The organism is Aeromonas sp. 61P, from assembly GCF_051919545.1.
Classification (GTDB): domain Bacteria; phylum Pseudomonadota; class Gammaproteobacteria; order Enterobacterales; family Aeromonadaceae; genus Aeromonas; species Aeromonas veronii.
Genome location: NZ_JBQBEL010000001.1, coordinates 1,187,813 through 1,202,174, shown reverse-complemented (window position 1 = coordinate 1,202,174; position 14,362 = coordinate 1,187,813). Strand labels below are relative to the sequence as shown.

Genomic DNA, 14,362 nt, shown 5'->3' with positions numbered 1-14,362 from the left:
AACTTACCTCTCAGGTTGACGTAACTCGGGCGGTACATATAACGGGGCAAGAGGGGTCGGTTTCCTCCCCTTGCCTGCCTCATACGCCCTTAACTGCAATACATGGTTCAATACATAGGCAACTGCCGTGTACAGCCCTGCGGGGACTTCCTGATCCACCCTGGTCGAGTGATAGATGGCTCGCGTCAACTCGGGCAAGCTCATCACCATCTTGTCATGCTGTTTGGCGACCTGACGGATCCGCTCGGCCATGCTGTCGACCCCTTTGGCAATCACGAAAGGGGCATTGGCACGAGTCGCATCATATTTTATGGCCACCGCATAATGGGTCGGGTTAACGATAATCACATCTGCCTGCGGTACCCGCTGCTCGATACGCGCACGAGCAAGCATTCCCTGTACCTGGCGGATTTTGGCCTTGATCTCGGGACGCCCTTCGCTGTTCTTGTGCTCATCCTTGACCTCTTGTTTGGTCATCCTGAGCTGCTTGTTAAGCGACCAACGCTGATAGGGCACATCCAGCACGGCAATCAGCATCTGAACGCTCCCCAGCAAAATAAATGCCTGGGAGAGGATCCGTAGCGCCTGCTCGAGGGCCGCCTGAGGGGGCATCCGGTTCATCATCAACAAGGAAGGCCATTGATGATTTAACATCAACGCCAGCGTGCCGCCGATCAGCGTCACCTTGAGCAGTGACTTCAGCAACTCCATCAGGCTGTTCTTGGAGAACATGCGCCCCAGCCCCTTCAAAGGGTTCATCTTCTCGCCACTGGGTAGCAGCTTTTTCCAAGTCAGCGCCATACCGCCCGGCACAATGCTGAGCAACACCAGCATCAGGGCCAGAAAGCCAAACAGGGGCAGCAGCACCCACAGCATGTTTATGAGCGCTTCACCCAACCAATGGATCATCATCTGCGGGTCACGGGCACCTTGCCAGTCAAAACGCTGCGGACGCTTCATCAACTCGGCAAAGAACTGGCCAAACCCCGGCACCATCCACTGCATCACCAACCCGCCAAGCAGCAGCAAACCGGCAGAACTGAGCTCTTTTGAGCGGGCGATCTGCCCCTCATCTCTCGCTTTCTGGCGTTTCTGGCTGGAGGCCTCTTCGGTTTTGTCCTGTGCGCTGTTCTGACTCATGCCGGGGTCAACCCTCGTAGTTGTTCAAGCACATGGGTCACCAAATCCAGATAACGGGAGGGCACACCACTGATGGAGAGCGCCATGGTGAGCAACCCGAGCAACAGGGTCATGGGAAAACCGAGGGAGAAGATATTGAGCGAAGGGGCGGTCCGGTTCATCACCCCGAAGGTCAGGTTAACCATCAACATGGCAACAACGGCAGGCAACGTCAGCAACAGGGCGGCACCGATAGACCAGCCAAACAACCCGATCACACCTTTCATATCGATCAGATCCAGAGATGAACCCGGCGGCCAGCTACGCAGACTCTGCACCAGAATATCCAGTACCACCAGGTGGCCATTCAGCCCCAGAAAGAGCAATGCGCAAAACACCATCATGACCTGACTGATGATGGGTGCAGAATCCCCGTTGACCGGATCATTCATCACCGCCATCGCGAGCCCCATCTGCATGGAGAGGATCTGCCCCGCAGTGGTCATCACCATATAGAGCAGCTGGACACACAGACCAAACAGCAAACCAAACAGCAGCTGCTCCACCGCCAGGACCAGCGCACCGGCACTGAAAGGATCGACAACCGGCATATCCTTCATCATGGGGGCGAGCAGCAGGCTGATAATAAACGCCAGCATCAGGCGAACTTGCGCAGGCACCCGGGTATCCCCAAAGACCGGCATCACCCAGAATGCCATACCGATCCGGATAAACGGCCACCACCACTGTCCCAACCATGCGGTCAGGTCAGCAGCACTGAGGGACAGCAGCGAATTCATCCGATAAACCCGGGAATTTTAAGAAAAAGATCCTGGAACAAGGTGGTTATCTGCGACAACAGCCAGTTACCCGTAAAGATAAGGGTCATCAGAGTCACGATAAAACGGGGAAGAAAACTGAGCGTCTGCTCCTGGATCTGGGTGGCCGCCTGAAAAATACTGACCACCAAACCTACGATCAGGCCCGGTACAATCAGCACCGAGACCATGGTCACCACCAGATTGACCGCGCCACCAACCAGGGCAACGCTCTGCTCAGGGGTCATATCAGCCTCCCCCACCAAAGCTGGCAGCCAAAGTGCCGACGGTCATCGACCAGCCATCAACCAGCACAAACACCATCAGTTTGAAGGGTAAGGAAATGATCAGCGGTGAGAGCATCATCATCCCCATCGCCATCAAGACGCTGGCGACCACCAAGTCAATCACCAGAAAGGGGATAAACAGCATAAAGCCAATCTGAAATGCGGTATTCAACTCACTCAAGACAAACGCGGGCAACAGCACCCCGAAAGGCACATCCTCTTTGGCGACCGTAGTTGGTTCGCCAGAGATGCGCAGCATCTGCTCCAGATCCGGTTCACGGGTCTGGGCCAGCATGAATTTGCGCAGGGGTTTTTCTGCCTTGGCGATCCCCTCTGACAGGGTTATTTCATTCTGGTCATAAGGGACAAATGCATTCTGATACATGTCCGTCCAGACCGGACGCATAATCACCACAGTCAGGATGAGGCTGATGCCGATCAGCACCCGGTTGGGAGGGCTCTGCTGCAAGCCAAGTGCCTGTCTCAATATGGCCAGTACGATGATGATCCGGGTAAAACTGGTCATCATCAGTAACAAGGTCGGGAGCAGACCCAGCAGGGTCATGAAGAAGAGGATCTGCAACTTGATGTTGTAGTCATCGCCCCCTGAAGCGCCTGGCGATACCGAGAACAGGGTCATGTCCGCCCCCCAGCCGGGCAGCGAAAATAACAGCAGCGTCAGCAGCAGATAGCGCATCAGTCGTCCATGCCACCCAGCAGGTTGGTATCGATGACATCGACCAGGCGCAGACCATATTTGCCATTCACGACGACGACTTCGCCCTTGGCAAGCAGACGGCCATTCACCCGCACATCCAGCGGTTCACCCGCCAGCTTGTCCAGTTCAATGACAGCCCCCTCCTCGACGCGCATCAAATCGCCGAGCGGCACTTCGGTACTGGCCACTTCCAGCGTCACCTTGACCGGGATCTGGCGAAAGAAGGAGAGATCCCGCTGTTTGCTGCTACTGGTGGGGGCCAAGTAGTCTGCAGCGCTGGGCATGCTGATGTCGTCACCAAACAGTTGATCCAGTCCATCCAGATCCAGCGGATCATTCATATTGTGCTCGCTCATGATTCAATTTACTCCTCTACAACCGTCGCAACCTGATAGACCAGGCTGCCTTTGTGTTCTGCGATTCGTCCACTGAAGCAGGGACGGCTGCCAATCAGTGCTGGCACCACCTCAGGCAAGTCCAGTGACAGCACATCACCCACCTGGAGACACTCAAGATCCGCCAGCGTCATGGACAATTGGCCCATCACCACCCGCAGACGTACCGGGACATGAGTCAGAGCCTGTTCCAGCTGACCTGCCGGCAATGAATGACTGACCGGAGAAATGGACTCCTCGGGGGGAAGCAACCACATCTGCCAGTGATGAGTGCAATTACCTGCCTGCAGGGTTGCCTGCGTGGTCCAGAGCTGACAGTGGGCGATGGAATCCCGTGGCACGACATGCAACTGCCACTTCAGATCCCCCAACCCCAGACAAGCACACCAGATATCAACCTGATACTGGCAAAGCCGCAATAACAGCCGCTGTTCGGTATCGGTCAGCCCTTTGCCAGACTGAACATGCTCCTCTTTTTGCTGCAAGGTGCCGCCGAAAAAGAGGACCGCAAGACGATAGATGACCAGAGGTGCGATCGAGAAATAGACGGCGCGCTGTGGTTCAAGCGGACTTCTCGCTTCGACCCAGATATGAGCGTCATCTATCTCTGCCGGACCGGAAAAGGCGAACTCGCCATAATTCAGTTCGCACTCCGCACTATTGAACAGCTGGGCCATACAACTCGCAGCTTGCAGGGAAAATGTGCTCAACTGGCCATTGACCTGCTTTAAACGGGCGTGGTTTAACCGCTCGACACCCAACAGATCATAATGAGGCAGGGTTCTGCCCCGTTCTGCGCTAAGCAGCCGGGAAGGTGTGAGCATTGCGCTGCTTGATGACATTAATAATCCACCTTAACCATTTCATCTCGCCTTACTGCCACAGGGTCGCTCATCAGGCCAGCAGTGTGATAGATACAGACAGTCCAGCCGACGTATATCGACCAAAAAGGGTGAGAACTTTATTACAAATTTCAGAAAGCCGCCATGCGGTGCATCTCGGCTGAATAATAAAAATCCCGGTGCCGTTAGGCACCGGGATTTTAGCGTGACGGTTCACGCGGAATGAGGTCGGAGTCGGCCTGTAAGCCGGGTTCTGTACCGGGTTGCCCCGGGTAGCAATCATTCCTCTAGGCCAGCAATCGCTCGCTGGCTCAAGCAACCTACCCGCCCCCAACGCGGGCCGCGCCAATAGGGGCCTATTTGGTCTTGCTTCGGGTGGAGTTTACCGTGCCACGAACTGTTGCCAGTCGCGCGGTGCGCTCTTACCGCACCCTTTCACCCTTACCTGATCCCTTGCGGGCCATCGGCGGTCTGCTCTCTGTTGCACTGGTCGTAGGCTCGCGCCCCCCAGGCGTTACCTGGCACCCTGCCCTGTGAAGCCCGGACTTTCCTCCCCTCCGCCCGTCTGTCCCGAGGGACACAACGACGAAGCAGCGATTGCCCAGCCAACTCCGAGGCGCGGATTATAGCCTTGCGATATGCACGGGGTAAACCGGCAATTCCCGTTTACAGCCATTTATCGCGCTTTGGCCCCCGTTTACAGGCTGACTGCTTATCGATATGGGGGATTGCACAGGTCAGAAAACAGTCTGCTGGCCTATTTCATCGGCTCAATAGTGCTCGAGACCATATTTGTAGAGGGCATTCTTCTTCACGCCGTGGATCTCGGCAGTCAGGGCGGCCGCTTTTTTCAGTGGCAGTTCGGTCACCAGCAGTCCCAGAGTGCGGATCGCCTCGGCAGGCAGATCCTCTTCATCTTTGGAGGCGCCCGCCACGACCAGCACGATCTCGCCGCGGCAACGGTTGTCATCCTCACCGAGCCAGGTCAGCATTTCAGAGGCTGGCAGACCGTGGATCGACTCGAAGGTCTTGGTCAGCTCGCGGCACACCACCACCTGACGCTCGCCGAGAATGCGAGCAATCGCTTCCACTGTATCCTGCACACGGCGCGGGGATTCGTAGAACACCAGCGAGCGGGTGTCTTCGATAACGGCTTGCAGACGATCATCGCGACCCTTGCTCTTGGCGGGCAGGAAGCCTTCAAAGGCAAATCGATCAGTGGGCAGACCGGCAGCGCTCAGGGCGGTAATGGCGGCACAGGGGCCGGGCAACGGCACCACTTTGACCCCGGCTTCACGACAGCGGGTGACCAAGTGATAACCGGGGTCGCTGATGAGCGGAGTGCCGGCATCGGAGACCAGCGCAACACTCTTGCCCTCTTTGATCCGGCCGATCAGTACATCGGCCTTCTGCTGCTCGTTGTGATCGTGCAGGGCGAAGGTCGGCACCGAGATTTGGTAGTGGCTGAGCAGGATACCGGTATGACGGGTATCTTCAGCTGCCACCAGATCGACACTGCGTAAAATGTCCAATGCACGCTGGGTGATGTCCGCCAGATTGCCGATCGGAGTGGGGACTATATACAGGGTTGGGATGTCACTCATGGGATCTCCGAGTGCCCCGACAATTGTGTCGCCATATTGGCCCGTTTACACTATGGGGAACTTCAACACTGGTCGGGGAATGAACTTGAACCGGGTTACAAAGCAGCTAAGTGTATCACGACTCTTCGGCATCATACTCGCGGCAGTACTGCTCGCCGCCTGTGCGTCGGAGCCCAATCAACCGTCAGGGCAGTCAGGCATGCCCTCTGCGTTCTCCAATCTGACCAAGAATGCCCAGTGGTATCTTGAGCAGGTGGACCCGGCCAAGCCGGCCGAGGCCTTTACCTGGCAGATGCTGGCGGCACGCAGCTATCTGGCGCTGGGCCAGGCCAAACCGGCCTCGGCACTGTTCCAGCAATTGCAGAAGCAGGCCAAGGACCCCGCCCAGAAGGCACAGTTGCAACTGTTGCAAGCCCATCTGTTGCTGGCACAAGGCCACGCCAATCAGGCGCTGATCCTGCTGGAAGGCAAACCCGAGGTGGTGCTGGATGCCGATACCCAGAAGGATTGGTATCGCCAGCGCGTGGTGCTACAGCTCGACATCAACAACAAATTTGGCGCAGCCAAGTCGTTGATTGCACTGGAGCCCTACCTCAATCAGAGCGAGCAGGCGACCAACCATCAGCAAATCTGGTCGTTGCTCAAAAGCATGACCCCCTCCACCCTGCAAGCACTGGAAGAGGCTCCGGCCCCTGATGTGACCACCGGCTGGTTGCGACTGGCGGCACTGGTCAACGAGTTTGGCGCCCAGCCGAACCTGCTGGCCCGCCAGCTGGCAGGCTGGAAGCGTGACTTCCCCAACCATCCGGCCCAGAAAGATATGCCGGCAGGATTGGGCGATCTGGCGGCCACTGCCAGCACCTCGGTGCAACAGATCGCTGTGCTGCTGCCCCTCTCAGGCAATCTGGAACCGCAGGGCGCCGCCATCCGTAACGGTATGCTGATGTCTTATAAGGAAAATCAGGGGCAATTCACCCTGAACTTCTACGACACCCAGAGCAAGTCGACCGGCGACCTTTATAAGCAGGCGATTCAGGAAGGGGCAGACATGATCATCGGCCCGCTGCTGAAAGACAGGGTCGAGGAGCTGCTCAAGGCCAATCCGACCGTGCCGGTACTGGCGCTCAACGAGCTGGACAAGCCGGTCGTCAACGACACCACCTACTACTTCTCCCTCTCTGCCGCCGCAGATGCCGCGCAGGCAGCCCAGTACCTTTACACCCAGGGCTACCGCAAACCGCTGCTGATCGCCGCCCAGGGGCGGATCGGTTACAGCAGTATCAAAGCGTTCGAGCAGAGCTGGGCCACCCTGAGCCAGGATAAGCCGGTCGTTGCCACCTTCGGTGCCCGCAACGAAGTGCAGGGGATGGTCAAGAATGCCCTGAGCGGCCGCTCTACCGCCCGAGCTGGCGAGGTAGTGCAACTCTCTGATGCCGCACCACGCAGCATCGATGCCGTTTATGTTGTGGCCAACAGCCTGGAAACCCGGATGATCAAGCCCTACGTGGATGTCTCGGTCAATCCGATGGGCAGCCTGCCCATCTACACCAGCTCCCGTGGCTACGACAGCGCCGCCACCGAGGTCGCCTCCGAGCTCAACGGCATGCATATCGCCGATATGCCGCTGCTGCTGGGCGGCTATGAGAAACAACGCGAGCAGATCGCCCTGCTCTGGCCGCAGACCCAGGGTGACCTGCTGCGTCTGTTTGCCATGGGCTACGATGCCGTCAGTCTGGCAGAGAACCTGCAGCAGATGCGCAAGGTGGGTGGCATGCAGCAGGCCGGCATGAGCGGTCAGCTGAGCGTGGATGCCCAGGGTAATATCGTGCGGATGCTGAGCTGGGGTACTTACCAGAACGGCAAACTGGTCGACGAGAACGCCGTTCAGCAGCTGGAGGAGCCCTCCAATGAAGGAACTATGGAAACGGATGCGCCAGCAGTTGCCGAGCCTGTTCCCCTCACCAACGAGCAAGGGACAGCACTTTGAACAAGTCGCTGAACGCTGGTTGCAGGCTCGGGGCCTGCAACCGGTAGCTCGCAACTACCGCTGTCGTGGCGGTGAAATAGATCTCATCATGCGCCAGGGCCAGACCCTGGTGTTTGTTGAGGTGCGCTACCGGGCCACCGGCAGCCATGGCGGGGCCGCCAACTCGGTCACCCGCAGCAAACAGCACAAGATCATGCTGGCAGCGCGCCACTATTTGAAGCAACATGCCATCAACGAGGCCAATCAGGCCTGCCGATTCGATGTGATTGCGTTCGAGGGCGACCAGCCAGCCTGGATCCAGAACGCATTTTAAGAGGACCCTATGACTGACCGCATCAAAGAGAACTACACCGAAAGCATCCAGACCAAGATAGCCGCCGCCGAGGCGCTGCCGGATGCCATCCATACTGCAGCCCAGATGATCACCATCTGCCTGCTCAATGGCCACAAGGTGCTGGCATGCGGTAACGGTCCTTCTGCCGCACTGGCGCAACTGTTCATCTCCGAGCTGGTCAACTGCTACGAGACCCAGCGCCCCTCCCTGCCCGGTATGGCCCTGACCCCGGACATGGCGACCATCAGCGCGATCGCCACCGACCACGGTTTTGAAGAGGTCTACGCCAAGCAGATCCGCGCGCTGGGCCAGCCTGGCGACATTCTGGTGGTCATCACCACCTCCGGCCACAGCCGCAGCCTGATCAAGGCCGCCGAGGCCGCCCTCTCCCGCGACATGACCATAGTGGTGCTGAGCGGGGGTGACGGTGGCGAAATGGCAGGTCTGCTCGGCCCGAACGATGTGGAGATCCGTGTTCCCTCCGCCCGTCGCCCTCGCATTCTGGAAGTGAACCTGTTGACCCTGCACTGCCTGTGTGATCTCATCGACCAGACACTTTTCCCGCAACAGGAAGATTGAAACCATGAAAAAGCACACTATCCTGCTCGGTCTGCTGGTTAGCACCCTGCTGCTGCAAGGCTGCGCAGCCCTGGTTGTTGGCGGCGCCGCAGGGACTGCCAAGGCCTCTGGCGATCGCCGAACGCTCGGCGCGCAATGGGATGACCAGACCATCGAGTTGAAAGCGGCCAATCTGCTGGCCGACAACAAGCCGCTCAGCGCAGCCAGCAAGATCAGCGTCTACAGCAACAATGGCCGCGTCCTGCTGGTCGGCCAGACACCTTCTGACGTTTACAAGATTGAGGCGGGCAAAATTGTCAGTCGCATCGAAGGGGTGCGCCACGTCTACAACGAATTGCGCATCGGCCAACCTGCCAGTTTCACCACTCGCAGCAATGACTCCTGGATCACCTCCAAGGTGAAAGCCGATATGTTCGGCACCAAGAACTTCGACAGCACCAAGGTCAAGGTGGTTACCGAGAACGGCGAGGTGTTCCTGATTGGTCTGGTGACTCGCCAGGAGGGAGAGCAGGCAGTCAACATCGCCCGCCATGTAACCGGCGTGAAGCGCGTGATCAAAGCCTTCGAGTTCGCCCAGAACTAAGCCCGACCGCACATAAAAAAAACGCAGCCAATCGGCTGCGTTTTTTATTTGATTACCTTCAGGGTCGGACGACCGCTTGGACGCGGCGGTTCCGGCTCAGGCTCCACCGGCGCTTCAGCCTGCTCAAGCCAGATATCGTAACCCGGCTCGGGCGGGAACATGGTGCCCACACCGTTCTCCCGGGCATGGATAGCCAACACTGCCGCCATCGGGATGTAAACCTGCTGGGAGACCCCGCCAAAACGGGCACTGAAGCTGATAGCCTCGTTATCCATGTGAAATTGCATCACGGCTCGGGGCGCGATGTTCAGTACAATTTGCCCGTCCTGAGCAAACTGCATCGGCACCATCACATGGGGAATGTTGACGTTGACCACCAGATGAGGGGTCAGATCGTTGTCCAGCAACCAGTCAAAGAATGCCCGTAACAAGTACGGGCGGCTCGGTGTCATTGTCGGTTCCATGCTCATACGCCAGCACGGATCTCGCGTTCGGCTTCGGTCAGGGAAGCCTGGAAGGACTCACGCTCGAACAGACGAACCATGTAGGCCTTCAGCTCTTTGGCGCCACGACCGGTCAGGTCGATGCCAAGGCTCGGCAGACGCCACAACAGCGGTGCCATGTAGCAATCCACCAGACCGAACTCTTCGCTCATGAAATAGGGCATTTCACCGAAGATCGGCGCGATGGCCAGCAGGTTGTCACGCAGTTCGTTGCGTGCAGCTTCAGCATCGGTACCGGCCATGATCTTGTCGGCCAGGGAGTACCAGTCCAGCTCAATGCGGTGCATCATCAGACGGCTGTTACCACGGGCAACCGGGTAAACAGGCATCAGGGGCGGATGCGGGAAGCGCTCGTCCAGATACTCCATGATGATGCGCGAGGTGTAGAGTGCCAGCTCACGATCAACCAAGGTCGGTACAGAGTTGTACGGGTTCAGCTCGGCCAGCTCATCCGGCAGATTGGCTGGATCAACCTGGCAGATATCCACGCTAACACCCTTCTCCGCCAGGACAATACGCACCTGATGGCTGAACATATCGTTGGCACCGGAAAACAGCGTCATTACCGAACGCTTATTGGCAGCTACAGCCATTGAACCCTCCCGTCATTAAAAAGCAGAAACGGCAATGAAGCATCTTGGTCTTCATTGCCGTGCATTATATTACCCGGATCTGGTCGCTTAGTGAACGTCGCGCCAGAATTCCTTCTTCAACAGCACAGTGAAGATGAAGAAGATCACGATGAAACCAAGCACCCAGAAGCCCATGCGTTCACGCTCCTGTTGTACCGGTTCAGCCGAGTAGACCAAGAAGTTTACCAGATCCAGTACCGTCTGATCATACTCTTCGTCATCCATTTCACCATTACCGTCAGATTTGATGCTGACAACCTGCTGGGTTTCCACTCCGTCAACCGTGTGAGTAGCGAACTCGGCACGGGGGGTTCCCTGCAACGGCTCCAGCACATGGGGCATGCCCACGGACGGGAACACGGCGTTGTTCACCCCGAACGGACGGGTCTCATCCACGTAGAAGGAGCGCAGATAGGTGTAGATCCAGTCTGCACCGCGCACCCGGGCAACCAGAGTAAGATCGGGGGGCGGCGCACCAAACCACTTGGCGGCATCCTTCTCCGAGACCGAGTTTTCCATCAGGTCACCAATCTTGGCACCGTTGACGATCAGATTGTCAGCCATCAGATCGGCCGGGATCCCCAGATCCTCTGCCACCCGGTTGTAACGCTGGTACTGGGTGCTGTGGCAACCAAAGCAGTAGTTCATGAAGGTGGCTGCGCCACGCTGCAGAGAAGCCTTGTCGCTCAGGTCATAGTTGGCCTTGTCCAGATGCACGGCTCCGGCATTGGCAAACACCAGTGACGGCAGCAGGGTCAGCACTGCAAATATTATTCTTTTCATTTAAATGTCACCCTCTCCGGCAGCGGCTTGGTGCTTTCATTCTTGCTATAGAAGAACAGCAGGACGAAGAACCCGAAATAACCCAAGGTACAAATTTGGGCAATCAGCGTCAGAGTCGGCGTCGACGGCAGCACCCCGAGGATCCCCAGAATAACAAAGCACACCACAAACTGGGCAATGTTCAGCTTGTGCAGCTTGCTACGATAGCGCACCGAGCGCACCTTGCAACGATCCAGCCACGGCAGCAGGAACAGCACCACGATGGAGAGACCCATCATGATGACGCCAAGCAGCTTGTCCGGCACCGCCCGCAAAATGGCGTAGAACGGCGTGAAGTACCACACAGGCGCGATATGCGCCGGGGTTTTCAGGCCGTTGGCCACTTCAAAGTTCGGCTTCTCGAGGAAGTAACCCCACATATCCGGCTTGAAGAAGATGATGGCGCAGAAGAAGAACAGGAAGCCCGCCACACCGATCATGTCCTTGACGGTGAAATAAGGGTGGAACGCCACCGCATCCAGCGGCCAGCCGTTTTCGTCCTTGTGCTTCTTGATGTCGATACCATCCGGGTTGTTGGAGCCCACTTCGTGCAACGCCAGAATGTGCATCGCAACCAGCATCACCAGCACCAGCGGCAACGCGATGACGTGCAGCGCGAAGAAGCGGTTCAGGGTCGCACCGGAGATCACGTAGTCACCGCGGATCCACAGGGTCAAATCGTCACCGATGACCGGAATGGCGCCAAACAGCGAGATGATGACCTGGGCCCCCCAGAATGACATCTGGCCCCAGGGCAGCAAGTAGCCCATAAAGGCCTCTGCCATCAGCACCAGGAAGATCAGCATGCCGAAGATCCACAACAGTTCACGAGGCTTCTGATAAGAGCCATAGATCATGCCGCGGAACATGTGCATGTAGACCACGATGAAGAATGCAGACGCACCGGTTGAGTGCATGTAACGCAGCAACCAGCCGTACTCCACATCGCGCATGATGTACTCCACGGAGGCAAACGCACCTTCCGCGGAGGGGTTGTAGTTCATGGTCAGCCAGATACCGGTGATGATCTGATTGACCAGCACCAGCATGGCCAGCGAGCCGAAGAAGTACCAGAAGTTCAGGTTCTTCGGTGCCGGATACTTGGCCATGTGGTCGTTGTACATGGCCGTGAGCGGGAATCGATAATCGATCCAGCCCATCAGTTTACTCAACATGGTCAGGCCTCCTTGCCATCGGCACCGACCTGGATGGTGGTGTCATTAATGAATTGATAGGGCGGAATGACCAGGTTCAGTGGTGCAGGCACCCCCTGGAACACACGGCCGGCCATGTCGAACTTGGAGCCATGGCACGGGCAGAAGAAGCCGGACGTAACGCCCTGCACCTGCTCGCCAAAGCTGTCAGGCAGATAGGAAGGTGAACACCCCAAGTGGGTGCAAATACCGACCGCGACAAAAATTTCGGGCTTAATCGATCTGTACCCGTTATGGGCATAGTCAGGCTGCTGCGGCTCTTCAGATGAGGGATCCCGCAGCTTGTCATCATGCGCGGCCAAGGCATCCAGCGTCTGTTTGGTGCGTTTCACCACCCAGACAGGCTTGCCTCGCCACTCGACACGGATGAGCTGACCCGGTTCCAACTTGCTGATATCGACTTCAACCGGCGCACCGGCTGCTTTGGCCTTGGCGCTCGGATTCCATGACTTTATAAACGGCACTGCGGTAAACGCAGCTCCTACCCCACCAACGGCAACCGTTGACCAGGTAAGAAATCTGCGGCGACCGGTATCAACTGGCGCATTGCTCATCCAAAAACTCTCCCATGTGGACTCCGCACATTCTTATAGTGTCCCTGTTCCCCATTTTTCCCGTGACAACAGCGGCGGAAGCTGGATTTACAATTGCCACAGAAAACAGGGGAAATTTTAAAGAAAAGATAACAACTTGACAAGAAAGAGCGGTGAGCAATGAAAACAATAAAGAAACAATTTTTTGTCTTTTGTGACGCGTGGTTAGCATTGATGTCGGTAATATTACCAATAAAAAAAGCCTGGCGGTTGCCAGGCTTTTTTGACACTCGAAAGAGTGAGTACCAAAAGCGAATTAACGCTTGGAGTACTGCGGACGCTTACGAGCTTTGTGCAGACCAACTTTCTTACGCTCAACCTTACGGGCATCACGAGTAACAAAGCCAGCTTTACGCAGTTCGGAACGCAGGGTTTCGTCGTACTGCATCAGAGCACGAGTGATACCGTGGCGGATCGCACCAGCTTGACCGGAGATGCCACCACCGTTAACGGTGATGTACAGGTCCAGTTTCTCGGTCATCTCAACCAGTTCCAGCGGCTGACGAACTACCATGCGGGCAGTCGGACGGCCGAAGTACTGCTCCAGGGAGCGCTGGTTGATTACGATCTTGCCGCTACCCGCTTTGATAAATACGCGAGCAGTGGAGCTTTTGCGACGGCCGGTACCGTAGTATTGATTTTCTGCCATGTTGCCAGTTCCCGATTAGATATCCAGTACTTGAGGTTGCTGAGCAGCATGAGCATGCTCGGCGCCTGCGTAAACTTTCAGTTTACGGAACATGGCACGGCCCAGAGGACCTTTCGGCAGCATGCCTTTGACGGCTGCTTCGATTACCATTTCCGGTTTACGCTGAATCAGCTTGTCGAAGCTGATTGACTTGATACCACCCGGGAAACCGGAGTGAGCGTGGTACATTTTGTCGGTAAATTTCTTACCGGTTACGTGTACCTTCTCAGCGTTTACAACGATGATGTAATCACCGGTGTCAACGTGCGGAGTGTACTCAGCTTTGTGCTTACCACGCAGACGAGCAGCGATCTCGGTTGCGATACGACCCAGAGTTTTACCTTCTGCGTCCACAATGTACCAGTCACGTTTTACGGTTTCTGGCTTGGCAACGAAAGTTTTCATTAAGTTAAACCCAATTACCTGTTACAGACCCAATTGCTTATGGGGGCTCTCCCACAAACAACAAACGATGGCCTACCTGTACCCCTTCGAATACAAGTAAAGCTTAAAGTGTTGCTGTCTTATCGACAGCTGTAACGTGGGCCGGGCGATTATAAGTGAAGTTGCCTTAAATATCACCTGCTAATTTCACTGCCATGAAACCAGCAAATGTCGCCCGCCCTACCTGCCGCAGATGCCCA

At 56.7% G+C, this 14,362-nt stretch carries 18 protein-coding genes and 1 other RNA gene; 4 read left to right on the top strand and 15 right to left on the bottom strand.

Annotated features, from left to right (window positions below; all coding sequences use genetic code 11):
* Positions 1–3: 3 nt before the first annotated feature.
* The 8 genes from flhB to rsmI all read right to left on the bottom strand — a co-directional run bounded on the left by flhB (position 4) and on the right by rsmI (position 5,783).
* Complete coding sequence (gene flhB / locus ACTG2O_RS05900) at positions 4–1,140, bottom strand: flagellar biosynthesis protein FlhB (protein ID WP_019444827.1); 1,137 nt, start codon at positions 1,138–1,140, stop codon at positions 4–6.
* The gene (lfiR, locus tag ACTG2O_RS05895) at positions 1,137–1,919 is read right to left on the bottom strand and encodes a lateral flagellar biosynthetic protein LfiR (protein ID WP_005336245.1); all 783 of its coding nucleotides are present in this window, start codon (positions 1,917–1,919) and stop codon (positions 1,137–1,139) included. Before lfiR ends, flhB begins: the two co-directional genes overlap by 4 nt.
* Positions 1,916–2,185, bottom strand: coding sequence for a flagellar biosynthesis protein FliQ (fliQ, locus tag ACTG2O_RS05890; protein WP_005336246.1), 270 nt, complete (start codon positions 2,183–2,185; stop codon positions 1,916–1,918). The genes lfiR and fliQ overlap by 4 nt, the downstream gene beginning before the upstream one ends.
* A gap of 1 nt (position 2,186) precedes the next feature.
* Positions 2,187–2,921, bottom strand: a complete 735-nt coding sequence (fliP, locus tag ACTG2O_RS05885; RefSeq protein ID WP_439975462.1) for a flagellar type III secretion system pore protein FliP — start codon at positions 2,919–2,921, stop codon at positions 2,187–2,189.
* On the bottom strand, positions 2,921–3,298 hold the full coding sequence (lfiN, locus tag ACTG2O_RS05880) for a lateral flagellar motor switch protein LfiN (protein ID WP_019444828.1): 378 nt from the start codon (positions 3,296–3,298) through the stop codon (positions 2,921–2,923). Before lfiN ends, fliP begins: the two co-directional genes overlap by 1 nt.
* 8 nt (positions 3,299–3,306) lie before the next feature.
* The gene (gene lfiM / locus ACTG2O_RS05875; RefSeq protein WP_192811943.1) at positions 3,307–4,179 is read right to left on the bottom strand and encodes a lateral flagellar motor switch protein LfiM; all 873 of its coding nucleotides are present in this window, start codon (positions 4,177–4,179) and stop codon (positions 3,307–3,309) included.
* Between the two features lie 226 nt (positions 4,180–4,405).
* Positions 4,406–4,792, bottom strand: an RNA gene (rnpB, locus tag ACTG2O_RS05870) — RNase P RNA component class A.
* Positions 4,793–4,949: 157 nt separating this feature from the next.
* The gene (gene rsmI, locus ACTG2O_RS05865; protein WP_019444830.1) at positions 4,950–5,783 is read right to left on the bottom strand and encodes a 16S rRNA (cytidine(1402)-2'-O)-methyltransferase; all 834 of its coding nucleotides are present in this window, start codon (positions 5,781–5,783) and stop codon (positions 4,950–4,952) included.
* Between the two features lie 199 nt (positions 5,784–5,982).
* On the opposite strand from rsmI, the gene ACTG2O_RS05860 reads away from it, so the two are divergent.
* Genes ACTG2O_RS05860 through dolP form a run of 4 tightly spaced genes read left to right on the top strand, consistent with a single transcriptional unit; the run spans position 5,983 to position 9,266 of the window.
* The gene (locus tag ACTG2O_RS05860) at positions 5,983–7,770 is read left to right on the top strand and encodes a penicillin-binding protein activator (RefSeq protein ID WP_019444831.1); all 1,788 of its coding nucleotides are present in this window, start codon (positions 5,983–5,985) and stop codon (positions 7,768–7,770) included.
* Positions 7,712–8,083 carry a YraN family protein gene (locus ACTG2O_RS05855; RefSeq protein WP_439976648.1) on the top strand — a complete coding sequence of 124 codons (372 nt, stop codon included), beginning with the start codon at positions 7,712–7,714 and terminating at the stop codon, positions 8,081–8,083. Before ACTG2O_RS05860 ends, ACTG2O_RS05855 begins: the two co-directional genes overlap by 59 nt.
* 9 nt (positions 8,084–8,092) lie before the next feature.
* On the top strand, positions 8,093–8,683 hold the full coding sequence (locus tag ACTG2O_RS05850) for a D-sedoheptulose-7-phosphate isomerase (protein ID WP_005336275.1): 591 nt from the start codon (positions 8,093–8,095) through the stop codon (positions 8,681–8,683).
* 4 nt (positions 8,684–8,687) lie between these two features.
* Positions 8,688–9,266 (top strand): division/outer membrane stress-associated lipid-binding lipoprotein, encoded by a 579-nt coding sequence (dolP, locus tag ACTG2O_RS05845; protein ID WP_005336277.1) that lies wholly within the window; start codon positions 8,688–8,690, stop codon positions 9,264–9,266.
* A gap of 44 nt (positions 9,267–9,310) precedes the next feature.
* On the opposite strand, the gene ACTG2O_RS05840 is transcribed toward dolP, so the two are convergent.
* The 7 genes from ACTG2O_RS05840 to rplM all read right to left on the bottom strand — a co-directional run bounded on the left by ACTG2O_RS05840 (position 9,311) and on the right by rplM (position 14,123).
* Positions 9,311–9,736 (bottom strand): ClpXP protease specificity-enhancing factor, encoded by a 426-nt coding sequence (locus ACTG2O_RS05840; RefSeq protein WP_005336278.1) that lies wholly within the window; start codon positions 9,734–9,736, stop codon positions 9,311–9,313.
* Positions 9,733–10,362 carry a stringent starvation protein SspA gene (gene sspA, locus ACTG2O_RS05835; protein ID WP_005336279.1) on the bottom strand — a complete coding sequence of 210 codons (630 nt, stop codon included), beginning with the start codon at positions 10,360–10,362 and terminating at the stop codon, positions 9,733–9,735. The genes ACTG2O_RS05840 and sspA overlap by 4 nt, the downstream gene beginning before the upstream one ends.
* A gap of 87 nt (positions 10,363–10,449) precedes the next feature.
* On the bottom strand, positions 10,450–11,184 hold the full coding sequence (locus ACTG2O_RS05830; protein ID WP_019444834.1) for a cytochrome c1: 735 nt from the start codon (positions 11,182–11,184) through the stop codon (positions 10,450–10,452).
* Positions 11,181–12,398 carry a cytochrome b gene (locus ACTG2O_RS05825; RefSeq protein ID WP_019444835.1) on the bottom strand — a complete coding sequence of 406 codons (1,218 nt, stop codon included), beginning with the start codon at positions 12,396–12,398 and terminating at the stop codon, positions 11,181–11,183. Before ACTG2O_RS05825 ends, ACTG2O_RS05830 begins: the two co-directional genes overlap by 4 nt.
* Before the next feature lie 2 nt (positions 12,399–12,400).
* Positions 12,401–12,991 carry a ubiquinol-cytochrome c reductase iron-sulfur subunit gene (petA, locus tag ACTG2O_RS05820; protein ID WP_005336284.1) on the bottom strand — a complete coding sequence of 197 codons (591 nt, stop codon included), beginning with the start codon at positions 12,989–12,991 and terminating at the stop codon, positions 12,401–12,403.
* A 295-nt stretch (positions 12,992–13,286) separates the two neighbouring features.
* Positions 13,287–13,679 (bottom strand): 30S ribosomal protein S9, encoded by a 393-nt coding sequence (gene rpsI / locus ACTG2O_RS05815; protein ID WP_005336286.1) that lies wholly within the window; start codon positions 13,677–13,679, stop codon positions 13,287–13,289.
* A 15-nt stretch (positions 13,680–13,694) separates the two neighbouring features.
* A complete protein-coding gene (gene rplM / locus ACTG2O_RS05810) occupies positions 13,695–14,123 on the bottom strand; it encodes a 50S ribosomal protein L13 (RefSeq protein WP_005336289.1) in 429 nt (142 codons plus the stop codon).
* Positions 14,124–14,362: the final 239 nt, after the last annotated feature.

Excerpts from the sequence above, each read along its gene's own strand:
- flhB (WP_019444827.1), bottom strand. The coding sequence starts at position 1,140 with ATGAGTCAGAACAGCGCACAGGACAAAACCGAAGAGGCCTCCAGCCAG.
- lfiR (WP_005336245.1), bottom strand. The coding sequence starts at position 1,919 with ATGAATTCGCTGCTGTCCCTCAGTGCTGCTGACCTGACCGCATGGTTG.
- fliQ (WP_005336246.1), bottom strand. The coding sequence starts at position 2,185 with ATGACCCCTGAGCAGAGCGTTGCCCTGGTTGGTGGCGCGGTCAATCTG.
- fliP (WP_439975462.1), bottom strand. The coding sequence starts at position 2,921 with ATGCGCTATCTGCTGCTGACGCTGCTGTTATTTTCGCTGCCCGGCTGG.
- lfiN (WP_019444828.1), bottom strand. The coding sequence starts at position 3,298 with ATGAGCGAGCACAATATGAATGATCCGCTGGATCTGGATGGACTGGAT.
- lfiM (WP_192811943.1), bottom strand. The coding sequence starts at position 4,179 with ATGTCATCAAGCAGCGCAATGCTCACACCTTCCCGGCTGCTTAGCGCA.
- rsmI (WP_019444830.1), bottom strand. The coding sequence starts at position 5,783 with ATGAGTGACATCCCAACCCTGTATATAGTCCCCACTCCGATCGGCAAT.
- ACTG2O_RS05860 (WP_019444831.1), top strand. The coding sequence starts at position 5,983 with ATGCCCTCTGCGTTCTCCAATCTGACCAAGAATGCCCAGTGGTATCTT.
- ACTG2O_RS05855 (WP_439976648.1), top strand. The coding sequence starts at position 7,712 with ATGCGCCAGCAGTTGCCGAGCCTGTTCCCCTCACCAACGAGCAAGGGA.
- ACTG2O_RS05850 (WP_005336275.1), top strand. The coding sequence starts at position 8,093 with ATGACTGACCGCATCAAAGAGAACTACACCGAAAGCATCCAGACCAAG.
- dolP (WP_005336277.1), top strand. The coding sequence starts at position 8,688 with ATGAAAAAGCACACTATCCTGCTCGGTCTGCTGGTTAGCACCCTGCTG.
- ACTG2O_RS05840 (WP_005336278.1), bottom strand. The coding sequence starts at position 9,736 with ATGAGCATGGAACCGACAATGACACCGAGCCGCCCGTACTTGTTACGG.
- sspA (WP_005336279.1), bottom strand. The coding sequence starts at position 10,362 with ATGGCTGTAGCTGCCAATAAGCGTTCGGTAATGACGCTGTTTTCCGGT.
- ACTG2O_RS05830 (WP_019444834.1), bottom strand. The coding sequence starts at position 11,184 with ATGAAAAGAATAATATTTGCAGTGCTGACCCTGCTGCCGTCACTGGTG.
- ACTG2O_RS05825 (WP_019444835.1), bottom strand. The coding sequence starts at position 12,398 with ATGTTGAGTAAACTGATGGGCTGGATCGATTATCGATTCCCGCTCACG.
- petA (WP_005336284.1), bottom strand. The coding sequence starts at position 12,991 with ATGAGCAATGCGCCAGTTGATACCGGTCGCCGCAGATTTCTTACCTGG.
- rpsI (WP_005336286.1), bottom strand. The coding sequence starts at position 13,679 with ATGGCAGAAAATCAATACTACGGTACCGGCCGTCGCAAAAGCTCCACT.
- rplM (WP_005336289.1), bottom strand. The coding sequence starts at position 14,123 with ATGAAAACTTTCGTTGCCAAGCCAGAAACCGTAAAACGTGACTGGTAC.